We start from the raw sequence: 20214 nt of genomic DNA, 5'->3' as shown, positions 1-20214 counted from the left end.
TCGTAGCGAATCCCTCGATCGTGGGCGGATAGGCCCACAGGGTGAGACTTCGGGCCGGGCTTCGGTAGGGATCTCAGCGGGCGATCACGACCTCCAGCGTGCGCGGCCCGTGCACGCCTTCCACCCGTTCCAGCTCGATGTCGCTGGTCGCGGACGGTCCGCTGATCCACGTCTGGGTGCGCACCCCGGCCAACGCCGCCACCGCGTCCGGCACACCCGCCACCACCTGATCGGCCCGCACGACCACGATGTGGTAGTCCGGCACCAGGGTGAGGGCGCGCGGGCCCTGGTCGGCGGCGTCGTGGTCGAGCACGATCGTGCCGGTCTCGGCGACGGCCACGTGACACGCGGTGACGACGGCGTCGGCGCGTTCGAGGATGGCGACGTCCAGGGTGTCGGCACCCACCCTGTCAACGCTCACGGTGCCGTCTGTGTCGAGCCCCACGGCGTCGACACCTTCCGGGGCGCGGGCGACTTCGGATCCGGCTCCGGCTTCCGCTTTGGCTTCGGTGTTCGCTCCGGCTTTGGCTTCGGCTTTGACTTCGGTATTGGCTTCGCGAGGGTCCCCGCCCAGGGGATCCCTTGATTCAATTCTACCGGCGGGGTACGACAATTCCGTCCACTCGGGCGGGGTGCCGGGTGCGACCACGACCCGCCGAGCACCCCGTTCGCGGAGCGCGGCGGCGATCGTCTCGGCGACCTGGTCGGCGGGGACGACGCGGACCCGGGCGCGGTAGTCGCGCAGGCGTTCGGCGAACAGGTCGAGATCGCCAGGCCCGCGCGTGCCCGCCGCACGGTAGTCGCGCGGCACCGGCGCGGGGTCGCGCGGACCCTTCGCCCGGCGGACCCTGGCCAGGACCTCGTCACGGGCGCTCATCGGGACTCCCACCAGTCGCGGAACGTTTCCTTCGGCGGCTGCGGCAGGTCGCGTGCCGTCGACCAGCCGGGCAGCGGCACGTGCCTGCTCGCCACCCGCCCGAACTTGCCGAGCCGGATCAGCCGACGCCACCGCCGGGCATCGGACATGGCCCACGCCAGCGCGCGCATCGCGGTCGACTCCGGGGTGGCCCGCTTCGACTCGGTGACCCGTTCCCGCAGGTGCACCAACATCGACGGGATGTCGATGGCCACCGGGCACACGTCGTAGCAGACACCGCACAACGACGACGCGAACGGCAGCGTCGGGTTCTTGTCCACCCCGGTCAGCTGCGGCGACAGCACCGCGCCGATCGGACCGGGGTAGGTGGAGCCGTACGCGTGGCCGCCGGTGCGCTCGTACACCGGGCACGAGTTCAGGCACGCCGAACAGCGGATGCAGCGCAACGCCGCCCGACCGTCCGGGTCGGCGAGGGTGGCCGTGCGGCCGTTGTCGACCAGCACGACGTGGCTGGTCTGGCCCTCGGTCGGCCCCGTCCACACCGACGTGTACGGGTTCATCCGCTCACCGGTGGAGGAGCGGGGGAGCAGCTGCAGGAACACCTCGAGGTCCCGCCAGCTCGGCACCAGCTTCTCGATGCCCACCACGCTGATCAGCGTGCGCGGCAGGGTCAGGCACATCCGGCCGTTGCCCTCGGACTCGACCACCACCAGCGCGCCGGTCTCGGCCACGCCGAAGTTCGCGCCGGAGATGGCCACGTCCACGGTCATGAACTTGTGCCGCAGGTGCTTGCGGGCCGCCTCGGCGAGCGCGCGCGGGTCGTCGGTCAGGTCCGGGTCGACACCCGGCATCTCGCGTCGGAACACCTCGCGGATCTCCGACCGGTTGCGGTGGATCGCCGGCACCAGGATGTGGCTGGACTTGTCGTTGCCCAGCTGGACGATCAGCTCGGCGAGATCGGTCTCCACCGCGTGCACGCCGACGTCCGCCAGGGCCTCGTTCAACCCGATCTCGACCGTGGCCATCGACTTGACCTTGATGACCTCACGGGTACCGGTCGCTTTCACCAGGCCGGTGATGATCCGGTTGGCCTCGTCGGCGTCCCGCGCCCAGTGCACGTGCGTGCCCCGGCTCGTCAACGCCTCCTCGAACCGGACCAGGTACTCGTCCAGGTTGGCCAGCACCTCGTCCTTGATCGCCGCACCCGCCGCGCGCAGCTCCGCCCAGTCCGGCAGCTCGCCGACGACGTTCGCGCGCTTGGCCCGGATCGTGCCGGTGGCCTTGGCGAGGTTGCGGCGCAGCTGGGCGTTGCCCAGCGCGTGTTTGGCGGCCTTGGGGAACGGCTCGCCGGTCAGGTGGCCGCCGCCCGTGGGCATGCCGAGGAACGTCGTCATCGGGTGTGCTCCAGGATCTGCGCCAGGTGCAGCGGGCGGACGCCGCTGCGCAGCCTGCTCAGGCCGCCGCCGATGTGCATCAGGCACGACGAGTCGCCCGCGGTGAGGACGCCCGCCTTCGTGCTCAGCACGGCGCTCATCTTGTCGCCGAGCATCGCGGTGGACGTGTCGGAGTTCTTCAGCGCGAACGTGCCGCCGAAACCGCAGCACGTCTCGGCGGACGGCAGCTCGACCAGGTCGATGCCCTCGACGGCTTTGAGGAGCTTCAGCGGACGGTCCTGCACCTTCAGCACGCGCAGCGAGTGGCACGTCGGGTGGTAGGTGACGCGGTGCGGGAAGTACGCGCCCACGTCGGTGACCTGGAGGACGTCCACCAGGAACTCGGACAGCTCGTAGGTGCGCTTGGCGGTGCTCTCGGCGGCCTCGGCCAGCTTCCGGTCGCCGTGCTTGCGGGCGACGTCGGCGTGCTGGTGGCGCACCGAGCCCGCGCACGACCCGGACGGCGCGACGATCACGTCGGCCCGTTCGAACGCCTCGACGTGGTTGCGGATGACCGGCAGCGCCTGGCCCGGGTAGCCGGTGTTGATGTGCATCTGACCGCAACAGGTCTGGGCACTCGGGACGACCACCTCGTGGCCGAGCCGTTCCAGCAGCCGGACGGTGGCCTTGCCGACGTCCGGGAACAGCCCGTCGACCAGGCACGTGACGAACAGCGCGACTCTCACCGCGGTGAGTCTAGACTCTGTGGTCTGACCACACCAGACTGTGGTCTGACCACAAGTCTCAGGGGGTGTCCGGGTGTCCGGGTACGGCGCGGTGCTGCGGCACGTCGAGTCGGAGTTGACCGCGGGCAGGCTCGGCGTGGGGCAGCAGCTGCCCGCCGAACGCCGGCTGGCCGAGGACCTGGGCGTCAGCCGGGCCACCGTGCGCGAGGCGATCCGGGTGTTGCAGGCGATGGGCGTGGTGCGCAGCGGCGTCGGCTCGGGTCCCGACGCGGGCACGACGGTGATCGCCGACCCGGCGGGCGGCCTCGGCGCGGCTCTGCGCCTGCACCTGGCCACCCGCAGGCTGCCCATGGCGGACCTCGTCGGCACCAGGGTGATGATCGAGAGCCACTCGGTGCGCGCCGCCGCGGCCGCACCCGACCACCCGGACCTCGCGCGTGCCGCCGAGCTGCTGACCCGCATGGACGCGCCGGACCTCGACGCGGACGCGTTCCACCAGCTCGACGCCGACTTCCACGTCGCCCTCACCGCCGCCGCGGGCAACGCGGTGAACACCGCGATCATGGCCGCGCTGCGCGACGCCATCCACCGCACCGTGCTGGACGCCGTGCAAGCGCTGCCCGACTGGTCCCGCACCGCCGTCCGCCTGCGCCGCGAACACCGCTCCATCCTGCGCGCCGTCCAATCCGGCAACGCCGACCTGGCCGCCACGAGAGTCACCCGTCACGTAGAGGGCTTCCACCGCGAATGGGTCCGCCACTCGACATAACCCGAGAGTCGAACCCCCAGACCGCGTGTGTCCTACGTTCAGGCCGCGTGTGTCCTACGTTCGCGTAGCGAGAGTCCTACGTTCAGAACACCTGAATTCAACACTCAGAACACCGGCCGACGAACCTGAGTGTTGAACTCGGGGTACCTGAAGGTAGGACACACGTGCTCTGAATGTAGGACACACGTGGTCTGAGTGTTCGACTCTCGGGGGTTGGAGGTTCGACTCACGCGGGGGTGGGGGTTAGTCGGGGTGGTAGTGGCGGATGTCCTCGGTGGTTGCCAAGGTGGCGCGGAGGTCTTCCAGCGACTCCGGCGCGGCGTCGTGCGCCCTGGCCTGGACCAGGATGTTGCCCAACGCCGTGGCCTCCACCGGGCCCGCCGTCACGCGCCGTCCGGACAGGTTCGCGGTGAGTCGGCACAACAGGTCGTTGCGCGAGCCGCCGCCGACGATGTGGATGACGTCCACGTCACGGCCGGTCAGCTGCGTGGCCTGCTCCACCGTGCGGGCGTACGCGACGGCCAGCGAATCGAGGATGCACCGCACCGTCTCGGCCGGGGTGCGCAACGGGCCGGTCGCCGCTGCCGCGATCCGTTGCGGCATGTCACCCGGCGCGATGAACGCCGGATCGTCCACGTCGACCGTCGGACCACCCGAGGGCAGCCGCTCGGCCTGGGCCAGCAGGTCCGACACGTCGAGGTCCGACCACTCCCGCAGCGACTCCTGGAGCAGCCACAACCCGCCCACGTTGCGCAGGAACCCGGTCCGGCCGTCCACCCCGCCTTCGTTGGTGAAGTTCACCTGCCGCGCCTGACCGGTCAGCACCGGTCCGGGCAGCTCGACGCCCGCCAGCGACCACGTCCCGCTGGACACGTAGGCGAAACGCGCGCCCTCGGCGGGCAACGCCACCACGGCCGACGCCGTGTCGTGGGAACCGACCGACGTAACCAGCGTCGTGCTCGGCAGGCCGGTCGCCGCCAACACCTCCCGCCGCAGCAGACCCCGCACCTCACCGGGCTCCTGCAACGGCGGGAACGGCACACCGGCGGCCAACTCCGAGGCCCACTTCCTCGTCCGCACGTCCAGCAGCCCCGTGGTCGAGGCGTTCGTGATCTCGGTCCGTAACTCGCCGGTCAGCCAGTACGCGAGCAGGTCCGGCAGCAGCACCACGTGCGCGGCCTTGTCCCACAACGGCGACGACCGTTCGGCCTCCAACTGGTACAGCGTCGTGAAAGGCAGGAACTGCAGACCGTTGATCGCGTACAACCGCTCCGGCGGCACCCGTTCGTGCACCCGCTCCACCGCGTCCGCGGTCCGCCCGTCCCGGTACGACACGGGCTCGGCGAGCAGCGTGCCGTCCTCGGCCAGCAGCCCGTAGTCCACGGCCCACGTGTCGATGCCGATCGACACCACATCGGGGAACCCGGCGGCCAACGCCCGCAGCCCGGTCAGCACCTCCCGGTACAGTCCGCTGAAGTCCCACCGCAGGTGCCCGTCGAGCTCGACCATGCCGTTGGGGAACCGGTGCACCACGTGCAGCGCGGTCCGGCCGCCGGCCACCACCCCGGCCACGACCCGCCCGCCCGATGCGCCGATGTCGATTGCTCCGAAAACCCTGGCTACGGGCGACATGGGCGACTCCACCGGCTCCTTGAATCGTTTCAAACCCCACGCAGTCAACCGCCCACGTGCGGAGGATGTCAAGGATCACGCCGTCGGCCTTCGCGTCTCCGCAGGCCGACGCGGACCACGTTCTCCAGGGGCCCGACCGGAACGCGGGGGGAGCCCGGTCCCCGGGAGGACCGGGGACCGGACCCCGCCGCGCGGCTAGCTCGTCCGCCGCCTTTCGACCCGGCCGAGCAGCACCAGTGCGGCGCAGATGAGCACCACGTTCTTCAGCACGAACTCGCCGTTGGTGGTCAACAGCAAGGGGTTGCTCCCCGTCATCACGAGAGCGGGCGCCTGGACGAAGACCAGGAACGTCCCCGCCAGGTGGACCGCCACGACGACCAGCGTCAGCCGCGGCAGTCGCCCGAGCAGCAACACCGCACCCAACCCGACCTCGAACCACCCCAGCGCGGGCACCAGGAACGCCTGGTCGACCCACGGCACGGCGGCTCCGACGAGCTCCGCGACCGGCGAGGAACCGGTCACCTTCAGCACTCCGAACCAGACGAACACCACACCGATCGAGATCCGCAGGGCAGGCAGGGCCCAGCGGTCGAGCGGTGCTCCGGCGGTGGTCCGCTCCCCCAAGCGGGCCGACACGTCAGTCGCCCAACGGGTTCAGCAGGTCCGCCTTGCCCTCGAACGCGAACAGCAGCAGGTCCGTCATCCGGAACGTCTGCGCGTCCGGCCCGAACGCCGGCCGCCACGACGGCTCGCGGACGATCGACGTGCGGCTGCCCTCGATGGCGCGGTGGAACACCTCGGCCACGATCCGGCCGCCCACCGGTCCGAGCAGGCCGTTGTTGAACTCGGCCTCCCGCAGGACGTAGAGCCACAACGGGGTCGCGGCGGTCACCGCGGCCTTCTGCGCATCGGTCAGCGAGTCCAGGGTCGCGCCCTGGTCGCCGACCAGGATCTGCTCGCTCGTCAACGGCTCCACGCCCAGGAACTCCGCCATCTGCTGCCCGCCGGCCAGCCGGACCATGTTCGCCCGGGTCAGGTTGCGGAACGCCAGGTTGCGCTGGATCTCCGGGAACGTGGTGCCGCGGCCGTCGAACGTGCCCGCCGGCAGCTGGGTCAGCGGGTTCACCAACAGGCTGTCGATCCGCTTGGTCACGTTGCCGCCGTCGGCGGTCGGCGGCACGAGGTCCGGCCGGTCGGCTTCGGTGAAGTCGAACAGCCTGCGGAAGTCGGCGATCCAGTTGGTGGGCAGCGTGTCGACCGTGCCCGAGTTGGGGTTGTCCAGGTCCGGCAGCTGCGACCCGGGGTCGAAGTTGCCGGAGGTGCCGGTGAAGACGAACAACAGGAACAGCGAGGCGGCACCGCCCGGCCCGCCCGTGTTGAACACCCGGTTCCACTGGTACGCGCCCCGGATCATGCTGTGGCCCAACCGGTACGCCGCCACCGAGAACTCCAGCGGCATGGTCGGCTGCAACCCGTACGGCGACTGCCCGCGGCCCGGCGCCTCGAAGAACCGGCGGCCGTTGGTGAACACGTCGTCCACGATCGTCGGGTCGACGATCCGCGGCAGGAAGTCGGTGCGCAGCATCCACTGGTAGTGGCGCACCACCTGCTCGCGTGCCGCGGTGAACAGCCGCCGCCCGGTGAGCCCGCGCAACGCCAGCTCGTCCACGACCCGGTTGTGGAACCTGATGAACGCCAGGTGCGTCTGGGCGACCACCAGGTTCTCGTCGTTGCGGGTGTCCGGGATGAGCGGCCTGCGCCGGTCCGCCCCGGTCGTGCCCGCGGCGCCGAACCGCGGCAGGTCGAACCCCTCCAGCGCGACGTTGACCCGTTCGTCCGGGAACTGCACGGGCGAGGTCGTGCCGACCTTGAGCTTCACGCTGTCGGGCGCGTAGAACACCCGGTCGTTGCGGTCGGCGGGACCGCGCCCGTACACCGAGTCCAGGTCCAGGGCGGGCGAGCGGCCCTGCATCAGGTCGCCGAGGTTCACGTCGTCGCCCAGCTGCGACTCGGTGCGGTCCATGGTCAGGTCGTGGTCCACGAACTGACCGAGGTAGGTGAATCCCGCCGGGATCGACGGGTTCGCGGAGTCCAGCTGCGGGACGTCCGCCGTCATCGCGGTGGCCAGGGCGACCCTGGTCTCCTCGTCCAGTTGCGTTCCCTCGGGCCCCAGCCGGGAGAAGCGGAACCGGCGCAGTTCCTCCACCGTGAGCGGCTGACGTCTCGTCGCCACCCCGTTCCGGTCGAACTCGAGCACTCCTTCGCCCACGACGAAAAAGCTGTTCGTACCGTGCTTTCTCATTGACCCCCCCGGGTCTTTCGTTCCCCGGGAACCCCCCGGGCAGGACGAGCGCACCCCCTGTGTGTCGCCCTGTACTACACAGGTACCAGGTGTTGTCCATCAGATACACGGACTATTCCGCTGGTCCGGATGCTTTAGTCCATCCGGATGGGAAACTGTGAGGTGGTGGCGGTGCGTGAGCGAAAAATATTCCTTCGTCGCTCGATCGGCGGAATGCATACGTTGTGCGGCGTGACGTTCCCGGATTTCCACCGCGCCCCCAACATCGCCGACAACCCCGAGGTCTACGAGCGGGAGAACGAGGCGATCGACCCCGACGGCCCGCTGTGGCGGGAACTGCGGGCACGGGCCGACTGGGCCGGCCGCACGATCCTCGACCTGGGCTGCGGCACGGGGTTCTGGTTGCCCCGCTACGCGGCCGACGCGGGGGAGGTCATCGGGGTCGAGCCGGACCCGGACCTGCTGGCCAGGGCGAGGGAACGTGGCGTGGTGCGGCCCGGTGCGGTGCGGCCCGGTTCGGCCGAGCACATCCCGTTGGCCGACGCGAGCGTGGACGTGGTGCACGCCCGGTTCGCCTACTTCTTCCCACCGGACTGCGAACCCGGCCTCGCCGAGGTGCGGCGGGTGCTCAAGCCCGGCGGCAGGCTGGTCGTGATCGACAACGACCTGCGGCACGGCGAGTTCGCCGACCTGCTCGCCGCCTCGCCGTGGGCGTCCGCGCAGGGCGCCGCCGACACGACCGACGCGTGGTGGCGGGAGCGGGAAGCCGAGCGCACCGAGGTGATGTCCGCGTGGCGCTGCCGTGACGCGGCCGAGCTGGAAGCCGTGCTGCGCATCGAGTTCCCGGGCGATGTCGTGGACGGGTGGGTGCGCGCCAACCCGGGCCGGCGGGAGTTGAGCTACGGCTACGTCCTGTTCACCGTCACAGCTTGACCGTGCCCCTGGGGCAGGCGGTAGACCTGACGCCACACCACGACTCAGGGGGAGCTCGATGATCGACTACACCACGCACAGCCGGTTCACCGATCCCGGTCCGCTGGCGGGATGGCTGGACGGCGTCGGCCCGGACCTCGCGAAGCTGCGGCAGGCGGCGTCCGGGCTGGTGTTCCACTTCTGGGGCAACGGGGACATCACCGACCACGGGTTCCCGGCCGAACGGCTGGCGGAGGTCGATCTCCGGTACGCGTCGGACATGTTCGCCCGGCTGCACGAGCTGAACCCCGCGCCGCTGGACCAGGAGCGCGCGCCGACCGAGCGGATCGTCGGCTGCTGCCGCGATTTCACGCTGCTGTTCGTCGCCATGGCACGGCACCACGGGATACCGGCGCGGTCGCGGGTCGGGTTCGCCGGGTACCCGGCCCCCGGCTGGTACGTGGACCACGTGGTGGCCGAGGTGTGGGACGGCGACCGGTGGCGGCTGGTCGACCCGCAGTTCCCGGCGAGCGACGTCGACCTGTTGGACGTGCCCCGCGACCGGTTCCTGGTCGGCGCGGACGCGTGGCGGGCCTGCCGGTCGGGTGCCATCGAGGCGGAGCGGTTCGTGGTGTCACCGCACCTGAGCATTCCCGGCACGCGCGGCCTGCCCCAGGTGCGGCACGACCTCGTGCAGGACCTGGCCTCCCTGAACAAGCACGAGATGATCCTGTGGGACCTGTGGGGCGGGTTGCGCGACGAGCCGGAAGTGTCCGAAGAGGACGTCGCGGCCACCGACTCACTCGCCGACCTGCTGCAGAACCCCACCGACGACGACTTGCGCACGGCCTTCGACACCGACGCCTACCGGGTGACGCCGGTGATCACGTCGCTGAACCAGGCCACTCAGCTCCCGGTGGAGGTCGTGTTGCGCTGAGGCGCTGAGGCCTTCCGGGCGGTCGAAGGGCTGAGGCGGTTCATCACGGCCAGGTACGAGGTGGGGAACAGGCGGGCCAGGATGTCCGGCACGACGGCGGTCCACGCGATCAGCACGCGGCCCTTGCGCTTCTCGACGCCGGTCAGGATCCGCTCGGCCGCCTTGTCCGCGGGATAGGTGAGGAGCTTGGCGAAGCTCTCCTTGCCCTGCGCCGCCTCGGCTTCGCTCGCCCCGGACGCCACCCGCGCGGTCTCCGCGATCCTGGTCCGGATACCGCCCGGGTGGACGCTGGTCACGCCGACGCCCCGGTCGGCCAGCTCGTGGCGCAGCGACTCGCTGAACCCGCGCAGGGCGAACTTGCTGGACGAGTACGCGGTCTGGCCGGGCGGGCCGATGAGGCCGAACAGGCTCGACACGTTCACCACGTGGCTGCCGGGTGATTTCAGCAGCGTCGGCAGCAGCAGGCGGGTCAACGCGACCGGGGCGCGGAAGTTGATGTCCATCACCCAGTCGAACTCGTCCGCGCTCACCTGGTCGAACGTGCCGCTCAACGCCACGCCCGCGTTGTTCACCAGCAGGGTGACGCGGGGGTTCGCGGCCAGCACACGTGCCGCGAGCTCGTCCAGACCGGCGATGTCGGCCAGGTCCGCCACGAACGTCTCGACCCGCACCCCGCGGATCTTCCCGGCCACCGCCGCCAACCGGTCGGCGTCCCGGTCGATCAACACGAGATCGCTACCGCGCCGGGCCAGCCCGTGCGCCATGTGCTCGCCCATGCCACTGGCCGCACCGGTGACCACCGCCGTCCCGCCTGCGAACCGGTAGCGCGAGAGCTGGGACATGCGGCCTCCTCGGGACGTCGGTGACACCAGTTTGACCGCACTCCGACGGCGGGGCCCGACTCCGCGCACAGGAATCCGACCTCGACACGACGTCACGCACCGCGAACGTTCCGACCGGCCTGATTGCCGCGTTCCGCAGCGCCGACGGCTCCAGGCACACTGATGGGCATGACCACTCCCGAGCACCTCGACGTCGTGATCGTGGGCGCCGGACTGTCCGGTGTCGGCGCGGCCTACCGGCTGCGCACCGAGTGCCCCGGCAAGTCCGTCGCGATCCTCGAAGCCCGCGACGTCATGGGCGGGACGTGGGACCTCTTCCGCTATCCGGGCATCCGGTCCGATTCGGACATGTTCACCCTCGGCTACCCGTTCCGGCCGTGGCGGGAGGCGCAGTCGATCGCCGACGGAACGTCGATCCTGCGCTACGTCCGGAACACCGCCGAGGAGTTCGGCATCGACCGGCTGATCCGCTACCGCACCAAGGTGGTGGCCGCCGACTTCTCCACCGAGACGGCGCGCTGGACGTTGACGGTCAGCCGCCGCGACGAGGCCGGCGTGGTCACCGAGAGCACGCTGACCTGCGATTTCTTCTACTCCTGCACGGGTTACTACAACTACGAGCAGGGCCACGACCCGGTGTTCCCGGGCATCGAGTCGTTCCGCGGCGAAGTGGTCCGGCCGCAGTTCTGGCCCGAGGACCTGGACTACGCGGGCAAACGCGTGGTGGTGATCGGCAGCGGTGCGACGGCGGTGACGTTGGTGCCGTCGATGGCCGAGACCGCCGCGCACGTCACCATGCTCCAGCGCTCGCCGACGTGGATCGGCGTGGTGCCCGGCCGTGACAAGCTCGCCGACAAGGTCCGCGAACTGCTGCCCGCGAACGCCGCGCACCGGCTGATCCGCACCAAGAACATCCTGTTCGGGGTGGCGTTCTACCAGTTCTGCCGCCGCTGGCCGAAGGTCGCGCGCAAGGTGCTGACCGGCCTGTCCGCCAAAGCTCTGAACGACGAGAACGCGGTGCGCGAGCACTTCACGCCCACCTACGACCCGTGGGACCAGCGGCTGTGCGCGATCCCGGACGCCGACCTGTTCAAGGCGGTCAACGCGGGTCGCGCGTCGGTCGTCACCGACCACATCGACACGTTCACCCCCGACGGCGTGCGGCTCGAGTCCGGGCGGGTGCTGGAGGCGGACGTCGTGGTCACCGCCACCGGGCTGCAACTGCTGGTGCTCGGCGGGATCAGGCCCAGCGTGGACGGGCGGCGGGTCGAGCTGTCCGACCAGTTCATCTGGCGCGGCGCGATGATCACCGGGCTGCCGAACTTCGCGGTGTGCGTCGGCTACACCAACGCCTCCTGGACGCTGCGCGCCGACCTGACCTCGCGCCTGGTGTGCCGGGTGGTCAACCACATGGACCGGCACGGGTACGCGTCGGTCGTCGCCACGCCGGACCGCGAGCTCACCCGCCGTCCGCTGCTGGACCTGGCCTCCGGTTACATCCAGCGGGCCATCGACACGTTCCCGCGCCAGGGTGACCGCGGTCCGTGGCGGGTGCGGCAGAACTACGTGCTCGACGCGGTGTCCACGTTGCGCGGCAACCTGAGCCGTCACCTCGTCGGCACGTCGCGCGCCGCCGTCCGCCGGTCCGCGCCGGCCGGTCAGGTCGGTCAGGTCGGGTAGTGGGTCAGGCGCGGTAGTGGGTCAGGCCCGGTAGCGCAGGCCGTTCATCACGAGGTCGAGCATCCCGTCCGACGGGCCGACCTCGCCCGTCGCGATCGCGATGCCGCCGAGGGTGGTGAGCACGTCGAGCGGGGTCACGTCCGTGCGGTCGATGGCTTTCAGCAGCATGGTCACGGTCTGCGTCAGCCGTTCCAGGCTCTCCGCGTACGGGTCGCAGCCGCCGGCGATCAACGCGTTCAGCGCATCGCTCAAGCCGCGTTTCGTGGCCATGTACTGAACGAACCGGTCCATCCACGCCCTGGTCGCCTCGTGTGGCGGCAGGGTGCGCAACAGCTCGGACGCGGCGTCGCAGAGCTTGGTCAACTCGTTCCGGTAGACCGCCTCCACCAGCGCCTCGCGGGTGGGGAAGTGGCGGTAGAGCGTGCCGATCCCGACGCCGGCGCGTTTGGCGATGGACTCCAGCGCGACGCCCGCGCCGTCCTGGGTGAACGCGGTCAGCGCCGCCTCGATCAACCGGTCGCGGTTGCGCTGGGCGTCCGCGCGCAGCGGGCGGGTCACGGATGCCTCCCGGTCTCGTGTGTGACGCAGCTCTCAGTGTAACCGGAGGTTTCCTCCGGTTAGTGTCGGACGTAGCGGAGGAAGCCTCCGGTTCAGTGTACGACACCAGACGGGAACATCATGACCGAGCACATCACCACTCCGTTCGACGCGGAGTCCACCGCCGCCCAGGTCGTGGCGGGCATCGACCTGACCGGCCGCCGCGCGGTGGTCACCGGTGGCGCGTCGGGCATCGGCATCGAGACGGCGCGGGCGTTGGCGTCGGCGGGCGCGGAGGTCACGCTGGCGGTCCGCAACACCGCGGCCGGGCAGCAGGTGGCCGACGAGATCGGTGGGAACGTGCGGGTCGCGCCGCTCGACCTGGCCGACCGGGCGTCCGTGGCGGCGTTCGTGGCCGGCTGGGACGGTCCGCTGCACATCCTGGTCAACAACGCGGGCGTGATGGCCACGCCGGAGACCCGCACACCCGAGGGCTGGGAACTGCAGTTCGCGACCAACCACCTGGGCCACTTCGGGCTGACCACGGGCCTGCACCGGTTCCTGGCCGTCGAGGGCGCGCGGGTCGTGTCCGTGAGCTCCAGCGCGCACCTCATGTCGCCGGTCGTCTTCGACGACATCCACTTCGTCAACCGGCCTTACGACCCGTGGGCGGCGTACGGGCAGTCCAAGACGGCGAACGTGCTGCTGGCGGTCGAGGCGACCAAGCGCTGGGCGGCCGACGGCATCACCGTGAACGCCCTGATGCCGGGCGGCATCATGACCAACCTCCAGCGCCACATCGACCCGGAGGCCATGGGCGCCATGTTCGACCAAGCCGCCGCCGACGGCTTCAAGCTGAAGACGCCGGAGCAGGGCGCGGCCACGTCGGTGCTGGTGGCGACGTCACCGCTGCTGGAGGGCGTCGGCGGGCGGTACTTCGAGGATTGCAACGAGGCCCTGCCGAACGACGGCGGCGTGGTCAGCGGTGTCGCGGCCTACGCGCTCGACCCGGAGGCGGCGACCCGGCTGTGGCAGGTCTCGGAAGAGGCGCTGGCCCGCTGACCGGCGCGTCAGCCGCCGACCTCGGACATCGTCGTCGCTCGTCGCGGCGCCGTTCACGTGGGAACCGATCACCTCGGCGTGCCGTCGACGGGTTGCGCCAGCTCGGCGAGCAGGGCGGCGGCCTTCTCCGGGTGGAGGAGGAAGCCCATGTGGCTGGTGTCCAGGGTGCGCACGTCGAACGGGTTGTCCGGGGTCAGCGCGTCGGCTTCGCGGATGAACCGGTCCTGGAGCTCGATCGGGATGGAACGGTCGGCGGTCAGGCGGACGTACGTGTGCGGCAGGCGGCTCCACGTGGCGGCGTCGACGCGCTCGTCACCCGCGTCCAGGCTGTCGTCCGGCTCCAAGGTGTTCAGCGCGGCGAGGAACTCCGCGTCCGTGCCCTCCGCCAGGATCGCGGTCTTGAGCGTCGCCAGCACGGCGGGGTCGGCGGTGCGCCAGTTCATCCTCAACGCGCCCAGCTCCGCCGGGTTGGCGGCGATCAGGTTCGCGCCGAGGTCGTTGAGCGCGCTCGACGCGTACTCCGGCTCCTCCATGTACCCGCCGAGCGTCAGGTCGACGCAGCACCACCCGGACATGTACACGACCCGGTGCAGCAGTTCGGGCGCGGCGTTCGCGACCCCGGTCACGGTCGTCCCGCCACGGCTGTGCCCGACCAGGATCACCGGGCCGAGCTCGCCGGCCCGCCGCACCACCTCGATCACGTGCGCGACGTTGTCCGTGTAGGGGACGCCGGCGATCCCGGCGGGTGCGGCGGCCAGCGCGGCGGCGTCCTGCGGCGCTTGGTAGGACGCGGAGAACGTCGCGCCGAAGCCGTGTCCGGGCAGGTCGACGGCGAGCGCGCGGTGGCCGAGCAAGGTCATTTCGCGGAGCATGGGCGACCAGTGGAACGAGTTGCTGTTGGCACCGTGGACGAAGACGAAGATCGCGTTCATGCAGAGATCTTCACATTCGTCCGGGACCGGGCCAGCAGCACACCGCCGATCACCACCGCGCCGCCGACCAGCGTGTTCCACCCGACCGGCTCACCCAGCAGCAACGCGCCGACCGCCGTCGACCACAACGGCGTGACGTAGGTGACGGTGGACGCGACCGTCGGCCCGGCCGCCCGGATCACGTCCAGGTTCAGCACGTACGCCAGCCCCGTGCCCGCCGCGCCGAGCACCACCAACGCCACCGCCGCCGACGTGCCCGGCCACGACGGCAGACCGCCGAGCGGCCAGGCGACCACGGCCAACTGCACGGTCGCGCAGGTGATCTGCGCGGCGGACAACGCGCTCGCGCTGTGGTCGCCGCCGGAGAAGAACCGGCGGGTGTAGGCGAAACCCGCGCCGTAGCAGGCGGTCGCGGCCAGGCAGGCGAGGCTGCCTTCGAGGAGGCTGCCCGCCAACCCGCGCCACGCGCCGAGCACGACCAGCACACCCGTGAAGCCGACCAGCAGCCCCGAGAGCCGGGCCCGCGTGATCCTCTCCTGCGGCACGATCAGCAGCACGAACACCAGCGTGGTCAACGGCGTGGTGGCGTTGAAGACCCCGGCCAGCACCGAGCTGATCCGCGTCTCACCGTGCGCGAGCAGCGTGAACGGCACCGCGTTGAGGTGCGGGTGTTCGAGGGCGAGGACGACGAGGTCGCCGAGTGGCTGGCCAACGGCACGGTCGAGGCGGCCGTCGTGGTCGACCCGCAGCCCGGCCACGGTGTGCTGGTGGGTGAGGACGCGTTCCACGCCCTGCTGCGCACCGACCACCCGTTGGTCGGGGTGGGTGAGGTGCAGGTGGCGGACCTGGCGGACGACCCGTTCCTGCTGTCGTGCGGCGGGTGCGAGCGGCACGTGCGGCAGGTGCACGCGGGGCTGCCGTTCGACCCGCTGCACCGGGTGCGTGAGCTGGGCACGTTGTTGGCGATGGTGCGGGCCGGTGTCGGCATCTCGATCGTGCCGGGCCTGGTGGCGTCGATGCTGGTGCCGGGGTTGGTGTTGGTGCCGTTGCGGCCGAAGGTGGTGCGGAGGCTGGTGATGAGCGGCCCGCCGGGACGCGAGTGGCACCCGGCGGTCACCGCCCTGGTCGACTCCCTGCCGCGAGTGTGAGCTGCCCGGGTTCGATCTGCCCCGGTTTCGTCGGTTGCCAGCGGGCGATTCACGTCCCATGACGAGACGCACGCGCGGTGGTGGACGGCATACAAGGTGCTGTCGCTGGAGGCGGTGCGCGCGGCCGACGTGCTCGGCCGGCACCTGGAGACGTGATGCCTCCGCACCCCTGCCCGGCGCATACAGTGGCCACGACAAGGACGACCGACGCCGAGACTGCCGACGCCGAGACTGCCGACGCGACGACCACGCCCGCCCGCACGAACAGCAAGGAGCGGTGGCCCGGTGACATTGCGGGGAACCAGACCCAATCCGGCCCAGTGGCTGTGGTACGCGGTCGGCGGGCGGCTGCCGCAGCGCTGCAACGCCTGGGTGCTGCACGACGTCACCTGCCGCACGTGGGCGGTGCGGCACTTCGTGCGCGGGTTCATCCAGATGTCGCCGGTACTGCTGCTGCTCCTGCTGCCCGGCCCACTGCTGATCAGGGTCCTGTCGATCGTGCTCGGCCTGCTCGTCGGCTACTTCTACTCCATGTCCTACATGTGGCAGACCACCGAGGAACGCCTGGTCAAGCAGGGCTACCCGCGAGGTCTCGGCGCGGAGACGCGGCGCGCCTCGAACGCCGGGCAGGACGCCCGCTCGAAGGCCGCCTACGACCGCCTCTACCGCAGCGACTCCTGACCGCAGTCAGCCTCCGGCGGTGAGCCGCCCGACCGCGAACTCCACGAACGGCCGCGCCGGTAGGAAGCAAGACGTCCGAACCGCCTGGGGCGGGTGGACCGGGACGGTGAACCGGCGCAAGCCGCTTTGTTCGACCGCGCAGGGATCTGGGGCTGCTGCGGTTCCCACACTCCCGGCACGACGACTGGACGCCTTACTTCGGTGTGGCATTCGCCAATGCGTCGGTGTGCGGCACGACGCGATCGTCGGTGCTTCTACTACCGGGCATGACATGCGACTCTGCCGGCCGTGTTCAACTACGTCGTTCGGGTGAAATATCGACATTGCGACCTTTTCGACCTCGGCAAGGGCAGAACTGTCGGGTGTGGACTGGCATCCTGCCGTGCCATCGAGGTCACGAAGCGCGGTGGCCTTCGTTAGTGAGATAGCGCAGCCGGGTTGGAGAGTGTTGTGACGACGATGCAGGGCTTGGTCACCGCCGAGGACCTCGACAAGTTCGCAGGCACTGGCTCGTCGCGTGGGTTGCTGCCGCATGTCGTCAGGAGGCTGCTCGCGGCAAGTCCCGGCATCAGAGGTCTATCGATGCCTGCTGGTGATGGTGTGTGGCGTGGTGGGTGGGACGGTTACGTAGAGCACGTCGACGGCAATGCCCACCTACCGCACGGCGCACTGTGCTGGGAGATGGGCAACGTCCGAAGGGTGCGCTTGAAAGCTCAGCAGGATTACACCAAGCGTACTGCCAGACCTGGTGAGGTCGTCCCCGCCCATACCACCTTTGTCTTCGCGACCATGCGCCACTGGCCTAACAAACGCGAATGGGCCGCGGCGCGGCGGGCGGAAGGCCTGTGGCGGGATGTTCGCGTACTCGACTCCGATGATCTGTGGGCCTGGCTCGAGAGCAATCCTGACATCCATGCGTGGATGTCCGAGCAGATGGGGGCCAGGCTAGGCGGTCCATCGAAAGCGCCTGCTCCCGCGCAACTGCCGGCGGACGCCGTGAACTTCGTCGGCCGTGAGGACGAACTCATCGGCTTGTCGACCATTGCCCAGCACATCAGTGGCGGCGGCCTGGTCGTCATAACCGGACAGCCGGGTGTCGGCAAGACGACCCTGGCGGTGCGGTTCGCGCACGATCATGCCGCAGGCTATCCGGATGGCCAACTGTACGTGGATCTACGTGGCACGCACGACGACGCTGTCGCCGTCGATGCGCTCCTTGAACGTGTGCTCGGATCGCTGGGCGTCTCACTGGCGGCCTCAAGTTCGCACGTGGACGAGATGACCGCTGCTTACCGAACGCTCGCAGCGGACAAACGCTTCATCCTCGTGCTTGACAACGCGGCCGACGAGCAGCAGGTCCGGCCCTTGATCCCCGGCACCTCGCGCTCGCTCGTCGTGGTCACCAGCAGGGATCACCTTGGCGGCTTGGACTGCCATCGGCGGATTCACCTTGATGTCTTGTCAAAATCAGAGGCTGCCGCCCTGCTCGCACACGGTGTAGGCGTTGACCGGGCTGAGGCCGAGCACGATGCGCTCGGCGAGATCGCCGGCCTCTGTGGCCACCTGCCGCTCGCGCTACGCATCGCGGCGCGCCTCGCCGAGCGATCGCCGACCTGGCGCTTGGCGTACCTCGTGGAACGGCTTCGGGACGAACGGTCGCGGCTCGATCGGCTGAAGAGCGGTGATCTGGCTGTCCGGGCGAGCTTTCAACTCTCGTACGACCTCCTTGCGCATGAACAGCAAGTCACCTTCCGGAGATTGTGCCTCGTGCCTGGCGCCACGTTCGGCATCGACTTGGTAATGTCCGCACTCGGCATCAAAAAACAGTCCCGCGCCGAGTCCATGTTGGACGAGCTCGTCGACCGGAACCTCTTGGAACTCGCGCCACAAGAGGGACGATACCGGCTCCACGACCTGCTTCGCCTGTTTGGTGAGGAGAGGGTCGAAGAAGATGAAACGGACGCTTCAAGGCTTGATGTGCTGAGAAGTGCACGCACGTACCTTCTCCGGACGTCCATGAAAAGCACAATGGCCCTGCTTGGCGGAACCGCCCGCGGTGCGGGAGTGGGGGGAAAGAAATCCGTATCTCCAAGGGATGCCCTTCGCTGGCTCGATCTCAATTTTGACAACGTCATGGCCGTCGCCCGGCAAGCGGCCGTCGAAGGCTTCTACAACGAGGCGATAAACCCTATCGTCCAATTGAGTGGCTACTTGGAGTTGCGTGCGGCCTGGACTCCACTTCGTGAGCTCGCTGAACTGGGCCTTGAAATTGTGCACAGAGTAGAAGATAAAGGCTCGGCAGTCGAGAGTGGTCGAACATTCGTGTATGTGTCGATGTGCACCCTTTTGGCGAAGAGTGCCCATGGACTGCGCGACTATGACCGCGCGCTTGCATACTGTGACCAAGCTGACGACTGGTGTGGCGGCCAACCTGTCCTCTCGCACATGATCAATCAGGTCCGGGCCCAGGTTATGCGCTCGATGAACCGGTTCGACGAAGCGTTGGCGTTGGATCGAGTTATCGAAGATTTCTATAAAGAACTGGACGCGCCGGACCGGTTGGGCATCATCGAGCACAATATTGGCGCAACGTTGATGGACGCGGGCAGGTACGAGGAGGCGCTGGAGTACTTGCACCGCGATCTGGCAGGCTGTCGGCAGCGGGGCGACGAATTCGGCGTAGCGCACACGCTGAACACCATTGGGATCGCCTGGGGTCGGCTTGGCGTGGTGGAGAAATCCAAGAATATGCTCATCGAGGCGGCGCTCGCCTACCGCAGTCGGGGGGAGCGTCTTCGCGAGGGTTACGCGTTGAACGACCTGGGAATTCTCTTGTGCGGCCAGGGTGATTTCATAAATGCCTTCAGTTGTCACGTGTTGGACCTTGAGTACTGCATTGAAGGCGAAGATCTGCATGGAGCGGCGCAGGCATTGGTCAGGCTTGCCGAAAATGTCGTCGCGCACGATGTCAGGCACGCCCACGTGGCGGTAGACTTTGTATGTCATGCGCTTCGGTGTCTGAATAACGGAACAGATCGGCACGCGATCGCTGCGGCACTGGTAGTGCTCGGCGAAATCGGTTATGTCGCTCGTCAATACGAGTACGCTGATGCTCAGTACGACATGGCATTTGGCATGTATGTCGACGTGAATAGTTATGAAGGGCAATTCGAAGTATTCCTGAAGCAGACTCGGGACATGGTGGAGCATGGCCGGCGTGGCCAAGCGGTTCGCCACTTGCGAGTTGCGGTCGACCTTGCCCGATCCCATGATCGCGCCCGGGATGAGGCGTACTTTTCCTTTTGTCTCGCCAAGCTCCTGGTCGACAGTGACACGGAGGAGGCGAAGAGACTGCTCGCACGTTCCGCCCGACTGCTGGGTGAACTGCCTGCTATTGAAACACCGACTTCGACCGGCGGTGGCGATTCCCTCGAATGACAAAATCAAGAAGCGTTGGTCGGAGGAGTGAAGTACGGCAATCGGGCGGTCGGTGTCACACGTCCAGCAACTCGGTGAGCCGCCCGACCGGAACTCCGCGAACGGTCGCGCCGAGAGCAGGATGCACGACGCCCGGTCCACCTTGGTCTGCGCGAAGTTCAACGGCTGGTGGGCCATGACGTCCGCGGCGTGCCGGTCGAAGGCGGCGACGGACGCCTAAGTGCCCGTTTCCGAGCTATTGGGGTTGGGTGAGTCGACGGCTGGTGATGCGGATCATGGCCCAGCGGACCATGGCCTCGTGGTGGTGTCGTAGGCGTTCGTAGTCGCGGACGCAGCGGCGGTGTCC

The 20214-nt window shown here is 69.1% G+C and carries 19 protein-coding genes; 9 read left to right on the top strand and 10 right to left on the bottom strand.

Annotated elements, in window-relative coordinates; translation table 11 throughout:
• Positions 1-73: 73 nt before the first annotated feature.
• Genes FM051_RS52685 through FM051_RS46455 form a run of 3 tightly spaced genes read right to left on the bottom strand, consistent with a single transcriptional unit; the run spans position 74 to position 2996 of the window.
• The gene (locus tag FM051_RS52685) at positions 74-877 is read right to left on the bottom strand and encodes a LutC/YkgG family protein (RefSeq protein WP_238413167.1); all 804 of its coding nucleotides are present in this window, start codon (positions 875-877) and stop codon (positions 74-76) included.
• Positions 874-2271 carry a LutB/LldF family L-lactate oxidation iron-sulfur protein gene (locus FM051_RS46460; RefSeq protein WP_202919424.1) on the bottom strand — a complete coding sequence of 466 codons (1398 nt, stop codon included), beginning with the start codon at positions 2269-2271 and terminating at the stop codon, positions 874-876. The genes FM051_RS52685 and FM051_RS46460 overlap by 4 nt, the downstream gene beginning before the upstream one ends.
• Positions 2268-2996 (bottom strand): (Fe-S)-binding protein, encoded by a 729-nt coding sequence (locus FM051_RS46455; RefSeq protein ID WP_158853736.1) that lies wholly within the window; start codon positions 2994-2996, stop codon positions 2268-2270. Before FM051_RS46455 ends, FM051_RS46460 begins: the two co-directional genes overlap by 4 nt.
• Before the next feature lie 73 nt (positions 2997-3069).
• On the opposite strand from FM051_RS46455, the gene FM051_RS46450 reads away from it, so the two are divergent.
• Positions 3070-3765 carry a FadR/GntR family transcriptional regulator gene (locus tag FM051_RS46450; RefSeq protein WP_158853733.1) on the top strand — a complete coding sequence of 232 codons (696 nt, stop codon included), beginning with the start codon at positions 3070-3072 and terminating at the stop codon, positions 3763-3765.
• Positions 3766-4008: 243 nt separating this feature from the next.
• Here FM051_RS46450 and FM051_RS46445 read toward each other — a convergent pair whose 3' ends face one another.
• The 3 genes from FM051_RS46445 to FM051_RS46435 form a co-directional block, all read right to left on the bottom strand.
• On the bottom strand, positions 4009-5397 hold the full coding sequence (locus FM051_RS46445; protein ID WP_158853730.1) for a rhamnulokinase: 1389 nt from the start codon (positions 5395-5397) through the stop codon (positions 4009-4011).
• A gap of 195 nt (positions 5398-5592) precedes the next feature.
• A complete protein-coding gene (locus FM051_RS46440) occupies positions 5593-6021 on the bottom strand; it encodes a DoxX family protein (protein WP_238413166.1) in 429 nt (142 codons plus the stop codon).
• 13 nt (positions 6022-6034) lie between these two features.
• The gene (locus FM051_RS46435) at positions 6035-7666 is read right to left on the bottom strand and encodes a peroxidase family protein (RefSeq protein ID WP_238413165.1); all 1632 of its coding nucleotides are present in this window, start codon (positions 7664-7666) and stop codon (positions 6035-6037) included.
• 264 nt (positions 7667-7930) lie between these two features.
• On the opposite strand from FM051_RS46435, the gene FM051_RS46430 reads away from it, so the two are divergent.
• On the top strand, positions 7931-8632 hold the full coding sequence (locus FM051_RS46430; protein ID WP_238413164.1) for a class I SAM-dependent methyltransferase: 702 nt from the start codon (positions 7931-7933) through the stop codon (positions 8630-8632).
• A gap of 58 nt (positions 8633-8690) precedes the next feature.
• Positions 8691-9548, top strand: coding sequence for a transglutaminase-like domain-containing protein (locus FM051_RS46425; RefSeq protein WP_158853722.1), 858 nt, complete (start codon positions 8691-8693; stop codon positions 9546-9548).
• On the opposite strand, the gene FM051_RS46420 is transcribed toward FM051_RS46425, so the two are convergent.
• The gene (locus FM051_RS46420) at positions 9518-10390 is read right to left on the bottom strand and encodes an SDR family NAD(P)-dependent oxidoreductase (RefSeq protein WP_158853721.1); all 873 of its coding nucleotides are present in this window, start codon (positions 10388-10390) and stop codon (positions 9518-9520) included. The genes FM051_RS46425 and FM051_RS46420 overlap by 31 nt on opposite strands.
• A gap of 168 nt (positions 10391-10558) precedes the next feature.
• Between FM051_RS46420 and FM051_RS46415 the strand changes: the two genes are divergently transcribed.
• Positions 10559-12070, top strand: coding sequence for a flavin-containing monooxygenase (locus FM051_RS46415; RefSeq protein ID WP_158853719.1), 1512 nt, complete (start codon positions 10559-10561; stop codon positions 12068-12070).
• 21 nt (positions 12071-12091) lie between these two features.
• Here FM051_RS46415 and FM051_RS46410 read toward each other — a convergent pair whose 3' ends face one another.
• A complete protein-coding gene (locus tag FM051_RS46410; protein WP_158853717.1) occupies positions 12092-12628 on the bottom strand; it encodes a TetR/AcrR family transcriptional regulator in 537 nt (178 codons plus the stop codon).
• Positions 12629-12748: 120 nt separating this feature from the next.
• Between FM051_RS46410 and FM051_RS46405 the strand changes: the two genes are divergently transcribed.
• Positions 12749-13669, top strand: coding sequence for an SDR family NAD(P)-dependent oxidoreductase (locus FM051_RS46405; protein ID WP_158853715.1), 921 nt, complete (start codon positions 12749-12751; stop codon positions 13667-13669).
• 68 nt (positions 13670-13737) lie between these two features.
• On the opposite strand, the gene FM051_RS46400 is transcribed toward FM051_RS46405, so the two are convergent.
• Positions 13738-14601, bottom strand: coding sequence for an alpha/beta hydrolase (locus FM051_RS46400; protein ID WP_158853713.1), 864 nt, complete (start codon positions 14599-14601; stop codon positions 13738-13740).
• The gene (locus FM051_RS52680; protein ID WP_238413163.1) at positions 14598-15254 is read right to left on the bottom strand and encodes a DMT family transporter; all 657 of its coding nucleotides are present in this window, start codon (positions 15252-15254) and stop codon (positions 14598-14600) included. Before FM051_RS52680 ends, FM051_RS46400 begins: the two co-directional genes overlap by 4 nt.
• Between FM051_RS52680 and FM051_RS52675 the strand changes: the two genes are divergently transcribed.
• The 4 genes from FM051_RS52675 to FM051_RS46375 all read left to right on the top strand — a co-directional run bounded on the left by FM051_RS52675 (position 15231) and on the right by FM051_RS46375 (position 20088).
• Positions 15231-15749, top strand: coding sequence for a LysR family transcriptional regulator substrate-binding protein (locus FM051_RS52675; protein WP_238413162.1), 519 nt, complete (start codon positions 15231-15233; stop codon positions 15747-15749). The genes FM051_RS52680 and FM051_RS52675 overlap by 24 nt on opposite strands.
• Positions 15750-16034: 285 nt before the next feature.
• Entirely contained in the window at positions 16035-16430 is a 396-nt protein-coding gene (locus FM051_RS46385; protein WP_238413161.1) for a DUF5313 family protein, read from the top strand.
• Between the two features lie 459 nt (positions 16431-16889).
• On the top strand, positions 16890-19868 hold the full coding sequence (locus FM051_RS46380; protein ID WP_238413171.1) for an ATP-binding protein: 2979 nt from the start codon (positions 16890-16892) through the stop codon (positions 19866-19868).
• A gap of 52 nt (positions 19869-19920) precedes the next feature.
• On the top strand, positions 19921-20088 hold the full coding sequence (locus tag FM051_RS46375) for a hypothetical protein (RefSeq protein WP_158853708.1): 168 nt from the start codon (positions 19921-19923) through the stop codon (positions 20086-20088).
• The last annotated feature ends 126 nt before the right edge of the window (positions 20089-20214 follow it).

The organism is Saccharothrix deserti (assembly GCF_009769385.1).
Taxonomy (GTDB): Bacteria; Actinomycetota; Actinomycetes; order Mycobacteriales; family Pseudonocardiaceae; genus Actinosynnema; species Actinosynnema deserti.
This window is presented reverse-complemented; position numbering and strand designations above follow the sequence as displayed.

Excerpts from the sequence above, each read along its gene's own strand:
- FM051_RS52685 (WP_238413167.1), bottom strand. The coding sequence starts at position 877 with ATGAGCGCCCGTGACGAGGTCCTGGCCAGGGTCCGCCGGGCGAAGGGT.
- FM051_RS46460 (WP_202919424.1), bottom strand. The coding sequence starts at position 2,271 with ATGACGACGTTCCTCGGCATGCCCACGGGCGGCGGCCACCTGACCGGC.
- FM051_RS46445 (WP_158853730.1), bottom strand. The coding sequence starts at position 5,397 with ATGTCGCCCGTAGCCAGGGTTTTCGGAGCAATCGACATCGGCGCATCG.
- FM051_RS46425 (WP_158853722.1), top strand. The coding sequence starts at position 8,691 with ATGATCGACTACACCACGCACAGCCGGTTCACCGATCCCGGTCCGCTG.
- FM051_RS46420 (WP_158853721.1), bottom strand. The coding sequence starts at position 10,390 with ATGTCCCAGCTCTCGCGCTACCGGTTCGCAGGCGGGACGGCGGTGGTC.
- FM051_RS46415 (WP_158853719.1), top strand. The coding sequence starts at position 10,559 with ATGACCACTCCCGAGCACCTCGACGTCGTGATCGTGGGCGCCGGACTG.
- FM051_RS46405 (WP_158853715.1), top strand. The coding sequence starts at position 12,749 with ATGACCGAGCACATCACCACTCCGTTCGACGCGGAGTCCACCGCCGCC.
- FM051_RS46400 (WP_158853713.1), bottom strand. The coding sequence starts at position 14,601 with ATGAACGCGATCTTCGTCTTCGTCCACGGTGCCAACAGCAACTCGTTC.
- FM051_RS46380 (WP_238413171.1), top strand. The coding sequence starts at position 16,890 with ATGCAGGGCTTGGTCACCGCCGAGGACCTCGACAAGTTCGCAGGCACT.